14 protein-coding genes, 1 tRNA gene and 1 pseudogene are annotated in these 16,321 nt (G+C 58.6%); 3 read left to right on the top strand and 13 right to left on the bottom strand.

Features of this window, described 5'->3' with window-relative positions; genetic code table 11:
• Positions 1 to 67: 67 nt before the first annotated feature.
• Together AC1D19_RS26655 and tam are read left to right on the top strand one after the other, a co-directional pair.
• Positions 68 to 571, top strand: coding sequence for a DUF4142 domain-containing protein (locus AC1D19_RS26655; RefSeq protein ID WP_477755359.1), 504 nt, complete (start codon positions 68 to 70; stop codon positions 569 to 571).
• A 220-nt stretch (positions 572 to 791) separates the two neighbouring features.
• The gene (gene tam / locus AC1D19_RS26660; RefSeq protein ID WP_477765099.1) at positions 792 to 1,562 is read left to right on the top strand and encodes a trans-aconitate 2-methyltransferase; all 771 of its coding nucleotides are present in this window, start codon (positions 792 to 794) and stop codon (positions 1,560 to 1,562) included.
• A gap of 40 nt (positions 1,563 to 1,602) precedes the next feature.
• Here the strand turns inward: tam and AC1D19_RS26665 are convergent, their stop codons facing one another.
• The 4 genes from AC1D19_RS26665 to AC1D19_RS26680 form a co-directional block, all read right to left on the bottom strand.
• Positions 1,603 to 2,331: a class I SAM-dependent methyltransferase gene (locus tag AC1D19_RS26665; RefSeq protein ID WP_477765100.1), complete on the bottom strand. Its 729-nt coding sequence runs from the start codon at positions 2,329 to 2,331 to the stop codon at positions 1,603 to 1,605.
• A 208-nt stretch (positions 2,332 to 2,539) separates the two neighbouring features.
• Positions 2,540 to 2,809, bottom strand: a complete 270-nt coding sequence (locus tag AC1D19_RS26670; RefSeq protein WP_477765101.1) for a short-chain dehydrogenase — start codon at positions 2,807 to 2,809, stop codon at positions 2,540 to 2,542.
• 412 nt (positions 2,810 to 3,221) lie between these two features.
• Positions 3,222 to 3,629, bottom strand: a complete 408-nt coding sequence (locus tag AC1D19_RS26675) for a type II toxin-antitoxin system HicB family antitoxin (RefSeq protein ID WP_392886121.1) — start codon at positions 3,627 to 3,629, stop codon at positions 3,222 to 3,224.
• A gap of 37 nt (positions 3,630 to 3,666) precedes the next feature.
• A complete protein-coding gene (locus tag AC1D19_RS26680; protein WP_034150107.1) occupies positions 3,667 to 3,846 on the bottom strand; it encodes a type II toxin-antitoxin system HicA family toxin in 180 nt (59 codons plus the stop codon).
• Positions 3,847 to 4,721: 875 nt separating this feature from the next.
• Between AC1D19_RS26680 and AC1D19_RS26685 the strand changes: the two genes are divergently transcribed.
• Positions 4,722 to 6,368 carry a phosphoethanolamine transferase gene (locus tag AC1D19_RS26685; protein WP_477765102.1) on the top strand — a complete coding sequence of 549 codons (1,647 nt, stop codon included), beginning with the start codon at positions 4,722 to 4,724 and terminating at the stop codon, positions 6,366 to 6,368.
• Positions 6,369 to 6,529: 161 nt separating this feature from the next.
• On the opposite strand, the gene AC1D19_RS26690 is transcribed toward AC1D19_RS26685, so the two are convergent.
• From AC1D19_RS26690 to AC1D19_RS26730, 9 genes and pseudogenes are all read right to left on the bottom strand, one after another.
• A tRNA-Gly gene (locus tag AC1D19_RS26690) sits at positions 6,530 to 6,603 on the bottom strand.
• Between the two features lie 180 nt (positions 6,604 to 6,783).
• Positions 6,784 to 7,668, bottom strand: a complete 885-nt coding sequence (locus AC1D19_RS26695; RefSeq protein WP_477755880.1) for an alpha/beta fold hydrolase — start codon at positions 7,666 to 7,668, stop codon at positions 6,784 to 6,786.
• A gap of 313 nt (positions 7,669 to 7,981) precedes the next feature.
• Entirely contained in the window at positions 7,982 to 8,674 is a 693-nt protein-coding gene (locus AC1D19_RS26700) for a pseudouridine synthase (RefSeq protein WP_477765103.1), read from the bottom strand.
• Between the two features lie 36 nt (positions 8,675 to 8,710).
• The gene (locus AC1D19_RS26705) at positions 8,711 to 8,926 is read right to left on the bottom strand and encodes a cysteine-rich CWC family protein (RefSeq protein WP_477755882.1); all 216 of its coding nucleotides are present in this window, start codon (positions 8,924 to 8,926) and stop codon (positions 8,711 to 8,713) included.
• Positions 8,913 to 9,035: pseudogene (locus AC1D19_RS26710) on the bottom strand (hypothetical protein); the annotation flags it as partial. The pseudogene AC1D19_RS26710 and the gene AC1D19_RS26705, both read right to left, overlap by 14 nt.
• Before the next feature lie 143 nt (positions 9,036 to 9,178).
• On the bottom strand, positions 9,179 to 10,957 hold the full coding sequence (atzF, locus tag AC1D19_RS26715) for an allophanate hydrolase (RefSeq protein ID WP_477765104.1): 1,779 nt from the start codon (positions 10,955 to 10,957) through the stop codon (positions 9,179 to 9,181).
• 25 nt (positions 10,958 to 10,982) lie between these two features.
• Positions 10,983 to 14,627: an urea carboxylase gene (uca, locus tag AC1D19_RS26720; RefSeq protein ID WP_477765105.1), complete on the bottom strand. Its 3,645-nt coding sequence runs from the start codon at positions 14,625 to 14,627 to the stop codon at positions 10,983 to 10,985.
• A gap of 304 nt (positions 14,628 to 14,931) precedes the next feature.
• Entirely contained in the window at positions 14,932 to 15,573 is a 642-nt protein-coding gene (locus tag AC1D19_RS26725; protein ID WP_477765106.1) for an urea amidolyase associated protein UAAP2, read from the bottom strand.
• Positions 15,574 to 15,584: 11 nt separating this feature from the next.
• Entirely contained in the window at positions 15,585 to 16,310 is a 726-nt protein-coding gene (locus tag AC1D19_RS26730; RefSeq protein ID WP_477765107.1) for an urea amidolyase associated protein UAAP1, read from the bottom strand.
• Between the last annotated feature and the right edge of the window lie 11 nt (positions 16,311 to 16,321).

Genomic DNA, 16,321 nt, shown 5'->3' on the forward strand with positions numbered 1-16,321 from the left:
GCGGGTGGTTTTGATTGAGAAGCGGGGGCGAAAGCTCCCGTTTGAACTTTTCAAGGAGGGCGCGACCATGAACCGGATGGCCACCCGATTATGTAATGCCAGTTTTGCCACGTTATTGGGGCTGTTTGCCAGTAGCGTCTTTGCCCAGTCATCCGCCGAATTCATCGACGAAGCCTCGGCCAAAGGCATGGCCGACATCGAAGCCAGTCGTCTGGCGCACCAGAAATCCGAGTCCAAAGAGGTCAAGGACTACACCATCGTCGTCATCAACGACCGCACCACTGCGAACCAGCACCTGGCGAAAATCGCCAGGCAACTGGATTTGCCCGTCGCCCCGCGCGAAGAAATTGTCGAAAAGGCCAAAGCCCTGATGCCACAAGCCATGGATGGGACGACCTTTGATGAGGCCTATGCAGCCAGTCAGGTGAAGACCACCCAGGAAGCCATCGATCAGTTGCAGCAGGAAGCACAGACCACCGACGTGCCGGAAATCAAGGCGTTCGCCGAAGAAACCCTGCCCAAATTGCAAAATCATCTGCAAATGGCCAAGGCATTGCAGGCCAAAAGTTGAGCACAAGGATTGAACATAAACGGCGCGGGATTTCGGTCACGCGCCGTTTTTCTGTTCGGCACTGATCCAGATGCGGCTTGGGGTTTTGTGTTGGATTTTTCAGACAGTGGCGGTCGAATGAAAATTCGACGTGACCGAAAAGGTGATTTTCTGAAACCTTTAGCGGTGCTTGCCGCGGTATCGTAGCGGCCCGAGGACAACGCACCGACAGGAGAACGCAATGAGTTGGTCCGCCAAACAGTACGTCGCTTTTGAAGATGAACGCACCCGTCCCGCCCGTGACCTGCTGGCGGCCATTCCTGCCGGGGACGTGCGTACGGCCGTCGACATCGGTTGCGGGCCTGGTAACTCCACCGAGTTGCTGGTGGAGCGCTTTGCCGGCGCCTCGGTGCAGGGGCTGGACAGTTCGACCGACATGATCGAAGCCGCCCGCAAGCGTCTGCCGCAAGTACGTTTCGACATCGCGGACATTGATAGCTGGAGCGGCACTGGCCCGTTCGATGTGATATTTGCCAACGCGGTATTGCAGTGGCTGCCTGATCACGCGACATTGTTGCCTTCGCTGGTGAACAAGCTTGCACCGGGTGGCACCTTGGGCATTCAGATGCCGGACAACCTCAATGAGCCTTCACACCGTTTAATGCGCGAAGTAGCAGCTCATGGCCCTTGGGCCACCAAACTGGCCGGTGCTGCCGGGCAACGCACGGAAATGGCTGATGCCGGTGGCTATTACTCGATGTTGAAGCCCCACTGCGCCCGCGTCGATGTGTGGCGCACCACCTATCATCATCCGCTCGCGGACGGTGCGTCGGGTGTCGTCGAGTGGTTCAAGGGCAGCGGGTTGCGGCCGTTCCTCGACCCGCTGGACGAAGCGGAACGGGCGCAGTATCTGAAGCAGTATCAAGCGGCTATCGAACAGGCGTATCCGGCCTTGGCCGATGGTTCGGTACTGTTGCCGTTCCCACGACTGTTTATCGTCGCAACCCGCTGATGCGAAAAAGCGACAGACTTATCTGTCCCTTTTTTATCCATCAACGCTGAGCGCCGACCAACATCATCATGGGCCGCTCACGCTCCTCGGCAAGGGCCGGTTGCGCCGCCACCTCGGCATCGCTCGGCCCCCATTCGTCGACGTGCTGAATGCTGAATCCAGCGCCAATCAGCGTGTTGAGCAACGTGCCAATGGTGCGGTGCTGTTTGATCACACCGTCCGCCAGCCAATTGGTCACGCGCTCGCCTTCACTCTGATAACCGTCCACGGGCCAGCTCTTGTTGCCCTGGGCATCGATGATCCAGCCAGGATTGCGCGGTGCCATGAAGATCGGATGTTCGATGGAAAACACGAAATGCGAACCGGGTTTGAGGGCTGCGTGGACACTGGCGAACAGCCCCGGCAAGTCCTTGATGTAATGCAGCGCCAGGGAGCTGTAGGCCAGATCGAAACTGGCGGTGGGCAGATTGAGCTGCCCCAGATCGGCGCGCTCATAACGGATGTTCGAAGCGGATCTGGTTTTGCGCGCCTGCTCCAGCATCTTCTGCGAAACATCCAGGCCGAGCACGCTTTCGGCGCCTTGCTCACTGGCCCAGCGACAAAACCAACCGTAGCCGCAACCGAGATCCACTACCTTCAGACCCTGCATTGGCGGCAGTATGGCCTTCAGTGCAGGCCATTCCGGCGCGGCATCGAGACCGCCGATGGAGCGGGCCATCTGGCTGTAGCCCTGGAAGAATTTAGGGTCGTCGTAGATGTTTTGGGTCATGTTTGGGACCTCTCATGGGATTGTTCACATGACAGCACAATTTTCCCGCGAGTGATGGCAACCCGTGGCGAGGGAGCTTGCTCCCGTTGGACTGCGTAGCAGTCCCTTTCGGGGTCGCTTCGCCCGAACGCGGACTGACCCAGCGGGAGCAAGCTCCCTCGCCACAATGACTGTTCGTCCGTGCTATCTCTTAACTGGCCGCGATTGCTCAGGACGGCTCTGCATCCATGCGTCGAGCGATAACGTCCAGCACATCGCAACCGTCGCGCAATGGCACGCAGCACAGTAATGCGAAGTCACTGAGAACTACTGAGTCAGAGGTCAGGTCGCCGCGCATTGCGAGGTTTTCAAGAAGCTGCGTCACGGCGCGGATTCTGTAACTGACCGTGCTGAGCAGGGAGTGCAGGGGTTGGGTGGTGTTGACGTAGAGGGAGGGGAGGTCGTCGGCGTTGCTGGTTAAAGCCATATATTCGTTCATGAGTAACTACCGTTTGCAGGTGAAAGACCTACCACTCAATCGTCGCCAAACAATAGGGTGGTAGCTGTACGCGGGTTGGCGAACCGGGCAACGGCAAAACCGGCAGACCCGAAGGTCTCCCACGCACAGCTACCGAAAAAAGGCAGCCAAGTGCGATTAAAAACGCTCCGAGTTAAGCTCGGAGGTTCCTATGCCGCTGACATCGAGTCGCCAAACCCGATACGCCATTTGGGCGCGCTCGGACTATAGGGCTCATGACAAAGGCACAGCAATGCGCAAGTGTACGGACAATTCCTAGTGTCGTGTAGGACGCGGCTTTTTCTTGAAAGTTGCCTGCAGCGCTTCACTAAATTCCCGCTCATAAAAAAACCGGCCACTTGGGGCCGGTTGATATATCAATGTAATAGGGTCATCAGCCTTGCTGCAGCACCTTGAGAGCAGCCGACGCCAAAAAACCCGAACGGCTTTTCTCTTCCGGGTGGTGCAGCACGTACTCATCGATTCGGTTGAGCAGGTAGCCGGGTAGTGTGATGTTCAGCTTCTGGGCCTTGCCCAGGTATTTAGTGACGTCGATGTCCACCAGTGCCCACGCACAGCCCGCGTACTTCGGATTAGCTGCATGCAGGGTCACTTTGTTGGCAGACGGAATGGGTGAACCATCTTCGGCCAGAATCTCGAAATGGCCCTCAATGGCTTCTCGGGCCATGGCCATCGCGTCGTCCAGATCTTCCCCCGCGGAAAAGCAGCCCGGAATGTCGGGGACTTCCACGCCCCAGGCGTGCTCGTCGTCGCCCATTGAAATTGCAATTGGGTACAGCATGTTCATTGTCCTCCGAGGACTCAGCGCATCGGGCTCGTTAGAGCAGCGCCTGTTGCAAAATACTGATGGCCGTTTTCTTCAGCAGATCTTTTTTGGGATGAGGGACCGTCACCAAGCCCGGCTTGGTCGGATGCTTGAAGTGATGATGGCTGCCTCTGATACGTACCAGATACCAACCGTCCGCAATGATTTGGCTTATCAAAAATCGGCTATTCACATCACCTCCTTGTGGTGTGCTTGTGGTTACTATACCTACTGAAATATTTGAATCAATACTATAACCACCGAAATCGTCCTGGGGTCGATGGCATAGGGCGATAGGGATCGAGTCTAGGAGGGCTCTGCGGCCATGGCTTCAGGCATGGCCGAATTGAAGTGATATGTGTATTGCAAGGATTTGCCGCGCAGGCGTATGCGCGGGCAACAGGTGCGCCAATCGTCTGCCAGGAGACGAAATCCTTTACGGAGGCGAGAAAAACGCTAACAGGACAGCGACTTTATGGCGAAGCGCTAATTTTTTGGTGAAAAAGCCAAATTCAAGATAGCCGGTGTCGGACCGAAGCATTGCTCACCAGTAATCTGTGGCGAGGGAGCTTGCTCCCGCTGGGCCGGGCTGGCGCCCCAGCGTGAAGCGGTCCCCAAAAAATGGGACGGCTGCGCCGTCCAACGGGAGCAAGCTCCCTCGTCACAGGTTCAGAGTCGCGCTTAACGGATTGGCGTTGGCCATCGCGAGATGGTGAAAATCACTGCGGCTTACTTTTCTTTGAGCGCCTGGCACTCAAGTATTCAAAAATAAACGAAGCAAAGCCGAACAACCCGATCATTGAAACGATCATGATTCCCAACTCTGAACTGTCCATGGTGATATCGGGGCAAAGGGTAAGCCGGGAGGATAAGGTATCTCCCGTCCGGCTCAACGCAGCGCTATTGCTTCTTTACGAGCAGGGGCGGATCTATACGAAAACTATACGAGCGCTTGGCCCGGCGGGTCGATTCTGCGCTGTTGCGAATGCAGGGTGAGCCTCGTGGCGCTACACGCCAACTGAGCTAACCTTTGGGCAGCAGGTTGGATCCGACGAGAACAGCTCGACTATGAAAATATCAGCAAAGGCCATCGATTACCCAACAAGAGTATTTAAAGCGGAATGGCCAAACTTAGTATTGTGGGCTTTTTTGTTGTCGCCGCTGATAATTAGATTAATCATAAACTATCGATACTCGAAAATTGATTTATTGGCCATGTATACCATCTCTATTTCAGTGTTGTGGCTTCTGGCGATTCGATTTTCTTCGTTCAATCAATTCAAAACTCACGTCGTTCTGCTTCCGTTCTATTTGTTGGCGGTCGTCGATCTATTCCTTGTTCTGAATTTCAATTCGAGATTCACGGCGGCCTATGTGTTTATCGGTTTGAACAACTACAAGGAGGCAAGCGATTTTTTGCCGACTTATTGGCGGCCGCTTACCATCGTTTTGATAATATTCGTCGCTTGCTATGGGGCAGGGCTCATAGGCTTGCATAAGCGTGAATTACATAAAAACAAGGGTATTTTCGTTTTGGCAATTAGTGCCTTGCTTTTGGGGTATGGCGCGTATTTTTATAAAACGGTCAAAGTCAATTCTTTCGGGAAGCATGCGGTCCTGGATCTCGTTGCAAAAGATCAAAGCACGCCCGTCGGGTACTTATCGCAACTCGGCCTCACTGCTCACTTGTATTTGCAATCGGAGCAATTTATCAAGCGGCGCCAGGAATCGGAGGTGAAAATAATCAGTGTTTCGAATGAGTCAAATATAGAAACTGTTGTTTTTGTAATCGGTGAGTCATCGCGGCCGCAAAATTGGTCTCTCTACGGATATGACAAGCAGACCACTCCGAATCTCGACAAGCTGGCAGGGATTTACAAGTTCAATCGCATGTGTACGACAGCCCCATATACTTCGGTCGCCGTTCCCTCAATGCTCAGCCTTGAGCCCATATCGGATTGGAATGCCATTGCGTCAAAAAAATCCTTGGTGGGTATATTTCGCGCAGCCGGTTACATGACCTATTGGTTGTCAGTGCAGGAAGTCGATAGTTTCGGCGGAATAATTCCGCAAATAGCAGCAGAGGCACAAAATTGGCAATATTTTGAAAGGAGCTATGACGGAGCATTGATGCCGGAATATGAAAGAATTTTAAACAACGGCGGTACGCAAAAACAAGCCATATTTATCCACATCAAGGGCAGTCATTTCGATTACTCGCGCCGGTATCCAGATGATTTCAAAAAATTCAAGCCGTCAACCAATAGCGTAAAAGATAAAATCACCGCAGAATATGATAATTCCATCTTGTATACGGACTGGCTGTTAATCTCAATTATTGAGCAATTGAAATTGAGCAAAAAACCATCGATCTTGTTTTATTCATCGGATCATGGCGAAAATCTCATGGATGATAGTCGAGGGCTGTTGGGTCATGGAATTGGCAATAAGTATGATCTGCCGGTTTCGGCGTTTGTCTGGGCATCCGATAATATTTCAAACCAGCAAGCGCTCAAGCTTTCAAAGTTGAAGGAAAGAGAGAATCAAAGAGCTAGCATATCGTCCTTGCCGCATACGCTTTTAAATATCACTGGCGTTCTCACGAGTGAATATAAGAGCTCGGATGATTTGTTAAGCAATGATTTTGTGACGTCGAAATGTCCATACCAGCTCGGTTCAGGATATGTTCCGACATTTGATTTTGATGCGCTTTAAACCGGCCAGATCGTTTTCCGACGGGGCAACATGAAGTGGCGTGGCGGGTATGGCGAGGTGAGGATTTGGTCTGAAGCGCGATGGTGAGACTAAACGTCCCCCAATGCGACCTCCAGCTCGTTGTCGATGCGTACAGACGCTGCTGGAAGCTTTGAAATTAGTGGAGCGGGTGAAGGGAATCGAACCCTCGTTATCAGCTTGGGAAGCTGGAGTAATGCCATTATACGACACCCGCTCAGAGCGGCTGACTTTGTACCAGATACGCGCGGGGATTTGAAGTTTTTCTTTGCACCAAATGGCTTTAGCGCAGGTGAAACGATGCATAGACCGCATGGCGGTCGTTCGCGGGCAAGCCTCGCTCCTACAGAAATGCGATTAACGCTGCGGGGCGAAGCTTGCTCGCGATGACTCTATTTCAGATTGCCAATGCATGGTGGTCCTGGACGTAGTGGTAACGCGGTCGGCTTTCGTGTTGTGAAGGTTTCAGGAAGCCCATCAGTGCGTTGCGGCTGTCTCGGCAGGCGGCTTTGTGCTCCATGTCGAGAAAGTGGCCGGTGGCCTGGAGGGTGCTGAATGTGCTGTGTTGCACGTGGCTGGCGAACAACCGGGCGTCGGCGGCGGCGGTGTATTCATCCCATTCGCCGTTGAGGAACAGCACTGGCACGTCGATTTTTTTCGCCGCGTGCAGGTAGCACTGGCGGTCGCTGTGCAGCACGTCGTTGATGTGGAAGTGCATCTGCCCGTACTCATGTTCGGCCAGGGAGCTGACGTGGCGATAGTTGAAGCGCTTGAACAACGACGGCAGGTGTTTGCCGATGGTGTCGTTCACCAGGTGTCCGACCCGGTCGCGGTCCAGGTTGCCGAGGTGTTCGACGCCGCGCTCGAGGTAGTCGAGCATGTGTGCGTTGATCACCGGGGAGAACGAGCTGATCACGGCTTTTTCGATGCGCCGTGGCCGTTGCGACAACGCCATCATGGTCGCGGCGCCACCCCAGGAAAACGACAGCACGTGCTCGGCGGCGAAGTGGTCGATCAGCTCAAGCAGGATCTGCCCTTCGATTTCCTTGGTGAGCATTTTCTCATGCAGGTTGTGGGCTTTTGACCGGCCCGCGTAGGGCTGGTCGTAGCAGACGACGTTGAACTGCGGATGGAGGTTTTTCACGGTCTGTGCAAACGACGCAGTCGTGGCCATCGAGCCGTTGACCAAGATAATGGTCTTCTCTGCGGCGTCTGCGCGATAGAACTCCGTGTAAACCCGATACTGACCCTGTATATCCAGCACAGCGATTTCTGGCCTCATGTCATAAGACTCCTGGCAAGCGGGTATGCGCGCAAATAGAGATTGCACGAGCTTTGTGACAGGTAGGCATACGCCTGGAATTTGAGAGGCCCATGTCGATCCATTGCAGTCCGGTCGACGGGTATTGTTATTGGCGGGCAGTCTGCCGGATGAGGCCGGAACCGAAGGGTTCCTACCGGCAAAAAGTTTCTTAGAAGTATGGGGTGACTCATCGGTCACATTTCGGCCGACGTCCTGATTCAAGCAGGGGTCACGTCATCGCGCAAGTGCCATTGGTAAATTGTTCGACAACTTCTGCTCGGCGGTCGCCTGCTTAGATCGATCCGATCTCTTCATCGGTCAGTGGGCGGTATTCGCCCGGTTTCAACGCGTCGTCGAGCACCAGCGGCCCCATGCGTTCGCGGTGCAGGCGCATCACCTTGTTATTGAAGTGGCCGAACATGCGCTTGACCTGGTGATAACGGCCCTCGACGATGCTCAGGCGTGCGCATTTTGCCCCGAGCAGCTCTAGCCCGGCCGGTTGCGTGGTGAGGTCTTCGAAGGCGAAGTACAGCCCTTCGCTGAACTTGATCGCGTATTCGGGGCCGATGTCCTGTTCGGTTTCGACGTAATAGACCTTGGGCAGTTTGGTCTGTGGTTGGGTCAAGCGTCGCGACCAGCTGCCGTCGTTGGTGATCAGCATCAGACCGGTAGTATTGAAATCCAGGCGTCCGGCGATGTGCAGTTCTTCCTTGTCCGGTTCATGAATCAGGTCGAGCACGGTCGGGTGCTGCGGGTCCTTGGTAGCGCTGACGCAACCGGCAGGTTTGTGCAGCATGAAGTGGCGCAGGGGTTTACCGACTTGCAGCACGTCGTTGTCGACTTCGACGCGGCTGAATTCGCGGACTTCGCTGTGCGGGTCGCTGACGACTTTTCCGTCAACCCTGACGCGTTTTTCCACCAGCAACAGGCGTACCTGCTTACGGTTGAAGCACGGCAGATTGCTGAGGAAACGGTCGACGCGCATGACTAAGGATCAGTGAGGAAAGGGGCGCGCATCTTACTAGAACGATTCGGGCGCTGCTTGCAACTGCGTCTCGACTTCGGCGCAACGCGGGCACAGGCACGAGGCGTTGCGTAGTTCCGTCGGCAGCGCCTGGAGCACCGCCGGGTCGATGCTGACGCCGTAGCACCAGCAGGCGCGGTCGGCGGTTCGCGGGTCAGCCAGAGTGCAGTCGTTGGGGGCGCCGCAGGCGGGGCAGAGATCAGGCTGGTTCATGGACGGAGTGAGACTTCTCTACGCAGGTTCGGTTGCGGCCACTTTGTTTGGCCCGATACATCGCATGATCCGCCCGTGACAGCAGGCTGTGCAAGGTGTCATCGGGCTGTGGGGAAATAACTGCTGGATTCATAGGGTAAATCGGCTGGGACCAGGTGCCGCGGTGCCTGGGCTGATGCCTTCGCTGGCAAGCCAGCTCCTACCAGTTCTGCGCTAACCCTGTAGGAGCTGGCTTGCCAGCGAATCGAAAGATCACAGCAGTGTTTTCAGATACATCCGCCAGCCGCCAAAGTGGCTGATGTTCACCGCACCCTCCAGCCCATACGCCTCACAGATAAATCCGCTCTCCCAGCGACCATCCGCCAGTTGCACCTTGCCCAGCCCCAGCGGTGCCGGAATCCCGGTCAGGAACGAGCCGAGTTCACGGCTTGGCAGCTCCCAGACCTCCACCGCAATCGCCACGCCGCCATCCTTCACGCGGACCATGCCCGGACGAAACGGCGGGCCGCCGGCCAGGGCATAGAGTTGATAGTCCGGCGAGCTGAATGTCGATTCCAGCAACCGGGCACCGCGCTGCTTGAGCTGCCAGTTCAACGCCAGCCCGTCCAGATGCGCGCCGCAGACCACCAGCCGCGCCCGATCATGGCGTGCAACCGGCGCCGGGGCAGGTGCGGCCAGGCCTTGCTGACGCTGCAGTGCATCCGCCACGCTCAATAGATACTGATCGGTAAAGGCGCGGCCAAACAGCGTCACGCCCCAGGGCATGCCGTTGTCCATGAAGGCGCTGGGCACGGCGACGGCGGCGTAGTCGAGCAGGTTCATGAAGTTGGTGTAGTAGCCCAGTTCCGAATTGCGCAGCACCGGTTCGGCCTCGAGTTCCGCCAGCGTCACCGGGCGGCCGATGGTCGGCGTGACGACACAATCGAGGCCCTCCAGCGCGTTGTCGCACAGGGCTTTGAGCGCTTGCAGGCGGTATTGGGCGCGGAAGGTTTGCACGCCGTCGACGGCGGGCGCCTTGGCCAATACGGCGCGAATCACTGGCAACACGGCCTCGGGGTTTTGCGCCATCAACTCACCGGCCACGCTGTAGCGCTCGGCCACCCACGGGCCTTCATAGAGCAAGCGGGCGGCCTCCAGAAATGGCGACAGGTCCAGTTCCACCGCTTCGCCACCCAAGGCCTTGAGGTGGTCGATGGCATCACCGAACAACAGCGGGCCTTCAGGGCAACCGAAAAATTGCAGGTCCTGCGCACGCGGCACACCGAAACGGAACGGCCGCGGTGTGCCGAACGCCGAGCCGTCGTTCCACAACGGGTTGCTGCGGCTGTATTCGTCCCGTGGATCGAGGCGCGCGGTGAGTGCTAGCAACTGACTGGCCTCCCGCGCGGTGGCAGTGAACGTGGTGACGCAATCCAGCGTACGACAAGCCGGTACGACGCCGGCCGTCGAGATCAGGCCCTTGGTGGCTTTCAGGCCGATCAGATTATTCAACGCCGCCGGCACACGCCCGGAGCCTGCTGTGTCGGTGCCCAGGGAAAAACTCGCGATCCCGAGCGCCACCACCAGCGACGAACCGGCGCTGGAACCGCCCGACGGGTATTCCGGCAACACGCTGTTGGGGCACGCGCCGTACGGTGAGCGGCTGCCGTTGAGCCCCGTGGCGAATTGGTCGAGGTTGGTCTTGCCCAACGGAATTGCACCGAGGGCCAGCAGTTGCTCGACGATGGTCGCCGAACGCTCCGGCACATAGGCAAATGCCGGGCACGCCGCCGTGGTCGGAATGCCCGCCAGGTCGATGTTGTCCTTGATCGCAAACGGCACGCCGTACAGCGGCAGGCTGTCGAGGTCGCGACCGTCGAGGGCGGCGAGGTAGGGCTCCAGTTCATCGACACTGAGCAAGTGGATGAACAGGTGATAGTCCGGGTTCAGCGCAGCGGCTTTGTCCCGCAGTTGCAGCAGTAATTGTCGTGGCGTGGTGCGGCCGTCGCGATAAGCGCCACGCACGGCGTCGAGTTGCAGATTGATGTTCATGGCATGAGTCCTTTTCAAAATGGGTTCAGTCGAGTTCCAGCACCACGACGCGCTGTCCGGCGCGCACCGCCGAACCCGGTTGCACGCGAATCTCGCGCACCACGCCGGCCATCGGCGCGAGCAGGGGGATTTCCATCTTCATCGACTCCAGGATCACCAGCACGTCACCGGCCTCGACGCGGCTGCCGACCTCGACCTGAACCTGCCAGAGGTTGCCGGCGATGTGGCTGTCGACGCTCTGTTGGCCGCCGGCCAGCGGCGTCTCTTCGGTCGTCTCCGGGGCCGGTTCTTCACTGTCGAAATGCGCCTGGCCGCTGGCGATCCAGCGTTCGCGCTCGGCATTGAATGCGCCTTTTTGCTGATCGCGAAACGCGTCGATGGTCTCGGCTTCCTGCGCCAGAAACGCCTGGTAATCCGCAAGGTTCAACTGACTGTGCTCGATGTTCAGGTCGAAGCGCCCGAGGGGGAAGTCCCGGCGAATGCGCAGCAGTTCATCGGCGCTGACCGGGTAGAAACGGATCTGGTCGAAAAACCGCAGCAACCACGGTTTGCCATCGAACGCGGCAACGTCGCGGTAGCGGTTCCACATCTGCAACGTACGCCCGACAAACTGATAACCGCCGGGGCCTTCCATACCGTAGACGCACATGTAGGCGCCACCGATGCCCACCGAGTTTTCCGCGGTCCAGGTGCGCGCCGGGTTGTACTTGGTGGTGACCAGGCGATGACGCGGGTCGAGCGGGGTGGCGACCGGTGCGCCGAGGTAGACGTCACCCAGACCCATCACCAGGTAGCTGGCGTCGAACACCGTGCGTTGCACTTCATCGAGGTTCGGCAGGTCGTTGATGCGGCGGATGAACTCCAGGTTGCTCGGGCACCAGGGGGCGTCCTTACGCACGGTGGTCATGTATTTCTCGATGGCCAGCTGGCACGCCGGGTCGTCCCAGGAAAGCGGCAGATGCACGATGCGCGACGGTACTTGCAGGTCTTTGGCGGCGCACACGGCGTCCCATTCGCCGGCAACGATGCCGAGCAGATCCGGTAGTGATAGTTGCTCGGGCTGATAATGGATTTGCAGTGAGCGGATGCCGGGGGTGAGGTCGATCACACCGTGCAGGTGTTTGCTTTCCAGCGCCTGCATGAGGGCGTGGGCGCGGAAGCGCAGGACGAGGTCCAGTTCGGGGGCGCCGATTTCCAGCAGCAGGTGGGTGTCGCCCGAGAGCCTCGCCACCAGACGCGTGTCGTCCCGCCCCAAATCCAATACCACAGGCGACACAACCCCTTGTAGGAGCTGGCTTGCCAGCGAAGGGGCCCTGTCAGTCAACATTGATGTCGCTGACACACCGTTTTCGCTGGCAAGCCAGCTCCTACAGTGATCCCATTTCAAGGCGAGGGCTCGGGCAGTTTTGATATCGACCGGCAGGAACTGCACCTTGTCCCCTGCCTTGAGCTGCCCCAACTGCCAAAGATCCGCCTCGATCACCGTCACCGGGCACACGAACCCGCCAAGGCTCGGGCCATCCGGTCCGAGGATCACCGGCATGTCACCGGTAAAATCCACCGCGCCGATCGCGTACGGATTGTCGTGGATGTTCGACGGATGCAAACCGGCTTCACCACCGTCGGCACGCACCCATTCCGGCTTCGGTCCGATCAGGCGAACGCCCGTGCGGCTGGAGTTGAAATGCACTTCCCACTGCGTGGCGAAGAAGGTGTCGATGTAGTTTTCGGTGAAGTATTCCGGAGCCCCGTGGGGGCCGTAAATCACTCGAATTCGCCGAACCGCAGGCAGTTCGGTGAGCTGATCTTCAGCCAGTTGCTGACCGGCGCTGTGGTCATTCAGGGCTGGCAGGTGCAATACATCACCGGCTCGCAAGGCGCGGCCACCGTGGCCGCCGAATTGGCCAAGGGTGAAGGTGCTTTTGCTGCCCAGATAATCCGGCACTTGCAGGCCGCCATGCAGGCACAGATAGCTGCGGGCACCGGCTCCGGCAATGGTGCCGAGGCTCATGGTAGCGCCTGCCGGAACCATCAACGCAGTGTTCATCGGTACGCTTTCGCCATTGAGCAGCAATGGAATCACCGCGCCGGTCACGGCTACTACCGTCTCGCAATTGAAGCGCAGCAACGGCCCGCTCATGGTGATTTCCAGTGCCGCCACGCCTTCGTCATTGCCCAGCAAGCGGTTGCCCAAACGCAGCGCGCGACTGTCCATCGGCCCCGACGGCGGTACACCCACCGCCCAGTAACCGAGGCGACCGGGATAGTCCTGCACGCTGGTCTGGGTGCCAGCGCTGAGCACTTCGAAAGTGTTGGCCTGGTACAGCAGACCCTCCAGGCAACGGGTCCATGGCTGGCCGCTGGCGAAAGGCGCGTCGAGCAGAATCTGCCGCAGGTAATCGCGGTTGGTTTCCACGCCATAGAGCAGGCTGTCGCCCAGCGCCTGATACAGGTCCGCAGTGGCTTCTTCGCGAGTCGGCGCCCAACTGATGAGCTTGGCGATCATCGGGTCGAAGTAGGGCGGGATCTCGCAGCCAGCCTCGACCCAGGTGTCGATGCGCAGTTGAATGCCATTGGCCGGCGGGAAATCCACGGCGGTGAGCAAGCCTGGGCTCGGTTGAAAATCACGACCCGGATCCTCCGCGTATAACCGTGCCTGAATCGCATGACCCTCCGGTTTCAAACCCTGTACCAGATCGCTCAGCGGCGGCAGGTCACCGGCCGCCAGTTGCACCATCCAGCGCACCAGATCGACACCCCATACCTGTTCGGTGACACCGTGTTCCACCTGCAAGCGGGTGTTCACTTCCAGGAAGTAGAAACGCTGGGCCTCGCTGTCGAACACAAACTCCACGGTGCCGGCGCTGCGGTAATTCACAGCCTTGGCCAGTTTGACCGCCGCTGCGCACAACTCATCGGCCATGCCGTCGGGCAGGTTCGGCGCCGGGGTTTCTTCGAGGACTTTCTGGTTGCGGCGCTGCACCGAGCAATCGCGCACACCGAGGGCGATCACCTCGCCGCGACCATCGCCGAACACCTGTACTTCCAGATGGCGGGCACGCTGGATGTACTTCTCGATGAACACCCCGGCGTCGCTGAAGTTGTTCTGGCCCAGGCGTTTGACCGCTTCGAAGGACTCGCTCAACTCGGCCGCGCTGCGGCACACGCGCATGCCGATGCCGCCACCGCCGGCGGTGCTTTTGAGCATCACCGGATAGCCGACCTGTTCGCCGGCGACCAATGCGGCGTCGAGGCTGTCGAGCAATTCGGTGCCGTCGAGCATGGGCACGCCGTGTTGTTTGGCCAGGGCGCGGGCGGTGTGCTTGAGGCCGAACGCGCGCAGTTGTTCGGGCGTCGGGCCGATGAAGGCGATGTTGGCGGCCTCGCAGGCTTCGGCGAACGCGGCGTTTTCCGAGAGAAAACCGTAGCCGGGATGGATCGCGGTGGCGCCGGTGGACTTGGCGATGGCGAGGATCTTGTCGACCGCAAGATAAGTTCCAGCCGCTGCACCCTCACCGAGGCTGTGGGCCTCGTCGGCTTGCAGGATGTGCAGGCTGGCGGCATCGGCTTCGGAATACACGGCGACACCCTGCACTTGCATCTCGCGCAAGGTCCGCAGGATGCGGCAGGCAATGGCGCCACGGTTGGCGATCAGGACTTTTTCGAACATGGCATAACCCCCGGAGGCGATAGCGCATCAGCCTCGACTGGGATGCGGGCCGTCCCGCAGTTTTTCTTGATGCACCAGGGCCGTCCCCGGTGAAAAATCAGTTCACTTCGCAACACCACCGATCCCCTGTAGGAGCGAGCCTGCTCGCGATAGCGGTGGGTCAGTCAACCTATGTGGTGAATGCGCTGACGCCATCGCGAGCAGGCTCGCTCCTACAGGGTTTATTGGTGTTCTGTAGATTTGATGCACTGCCCTGAACGGGCCTGGCACAAGGCAAACAACCAGCGGCGCAACCGCGAAAGTTTCAGTTCCATACCAGCAGCTCCGCAGGGGTGGGGTTGTAGGCGTTGCACGGGTTGTTCAGTTGCGGGCAGTTGGAGATCAGCACGATCACGTCCATCTCGGCCCGCAGGTCGACGTACTTGCCCGGTGCCGAGATGCCGTCTTCGAAGGTCAGGCCGCCGTCGGCGGTGACCGGCACGTTCATGAAGAAGTTGATGTTCGGCCCGATGTCGCCCTTGCCCAGGCGGCCATCGTGAGCACAGGCGCGCAGGTAGTTGTCGCGGCAGCTGTGCATGTAGCGTTTTTCCAGAGCGTAGCGCACGGTGTTGCTCTCTTGCGCACAGGCGCCACCCAGGGTGTCGTGACGCCCGCAAGTGTCGGCAACGATGGTCAGCATCGGCTTGCCGAGGTTGGAATACAGCACGCTGTCGGTGCTCAGGTACACGCTGTTCTGCCGGCGCAGGGTGCGCTGCACGTCGTAGCGTTCCTTCGGGTTGGCAACGCTGTAGAACAGGGTGTCGACAGCCTGGTTACCCTCCAGGTCGAGGATGCGCAAAGTCTGGCCGGCCTTGACCTCCATCAGCCAGGGCTCTCCGGCGGGGATGGTGGCGCGGTAGACGGCCGTTTCAGGCGACTGTGGAGCGGTGGCGATTGCGAGTGACATGGCAGCGATCCTCAGGCGAACAAACGGTCGGTGTTGATGAATCCACGCTCGTTTTCCGGGCGCGAGGTGCGGCAGTGTTCGGCGACGCTGGCGTCGGCGTTCATCCAGCTGAGCTTCAAGGGCTTCGGTGCGTATTGCGGCGACGGATCCATCGGGTGCTGCAGGGCGGTGAGTACCACCAGGGTGTCCATCGGCGCGTACAACTCGATGTAGTCGCCAGCCTTGGAATTGCCTTCGACGAAGTGGAAACGCCCGGCGTCATCGACGTTCACGCGGCTGAACAGGTTGAGGGTCATCAGCAGCTCGGACAGGCCCAGCCCCCACTTGCCCAGTTCCACCAACAGGTTGTCGGTGCCATTGCGGAAGAAGCCGTTGCGCAATTCCTGATAGCGGCCGGCGCCGTACTTTTCTGTCACTTCTTCAGCGCAGAGCACGCCGCCCAGGCTGTCGCTCCAGCCGCAGGTGTCGGCGGTGATGGCGGCCAGCACGCGGCCCATGTCCGAGTACAGGCAGTGGCCGGCGGTGAGCTTGGCGGTGTGTTGGCATTTGAGGCTGTCGGGCAGGTTCAAGCGCTCGGTTTTTTCATTGGCGTTAAGCAACGTCAGGCTGACGTTGGCGCCGCCGCGCAGGTCGGTCAGGCGCAGCAGTTGGCCGCGCTTGAGCACGAAGGAACGATGGCTGCCGCCGGGGAGCATTTCCTCGGCGAAGGGCGGGAACAGTCGGGTCGAATCAGTCATGGGCAAAACCC

The organism is Pseudomonas sp. P1_C12, assembly GCF_056406435.1.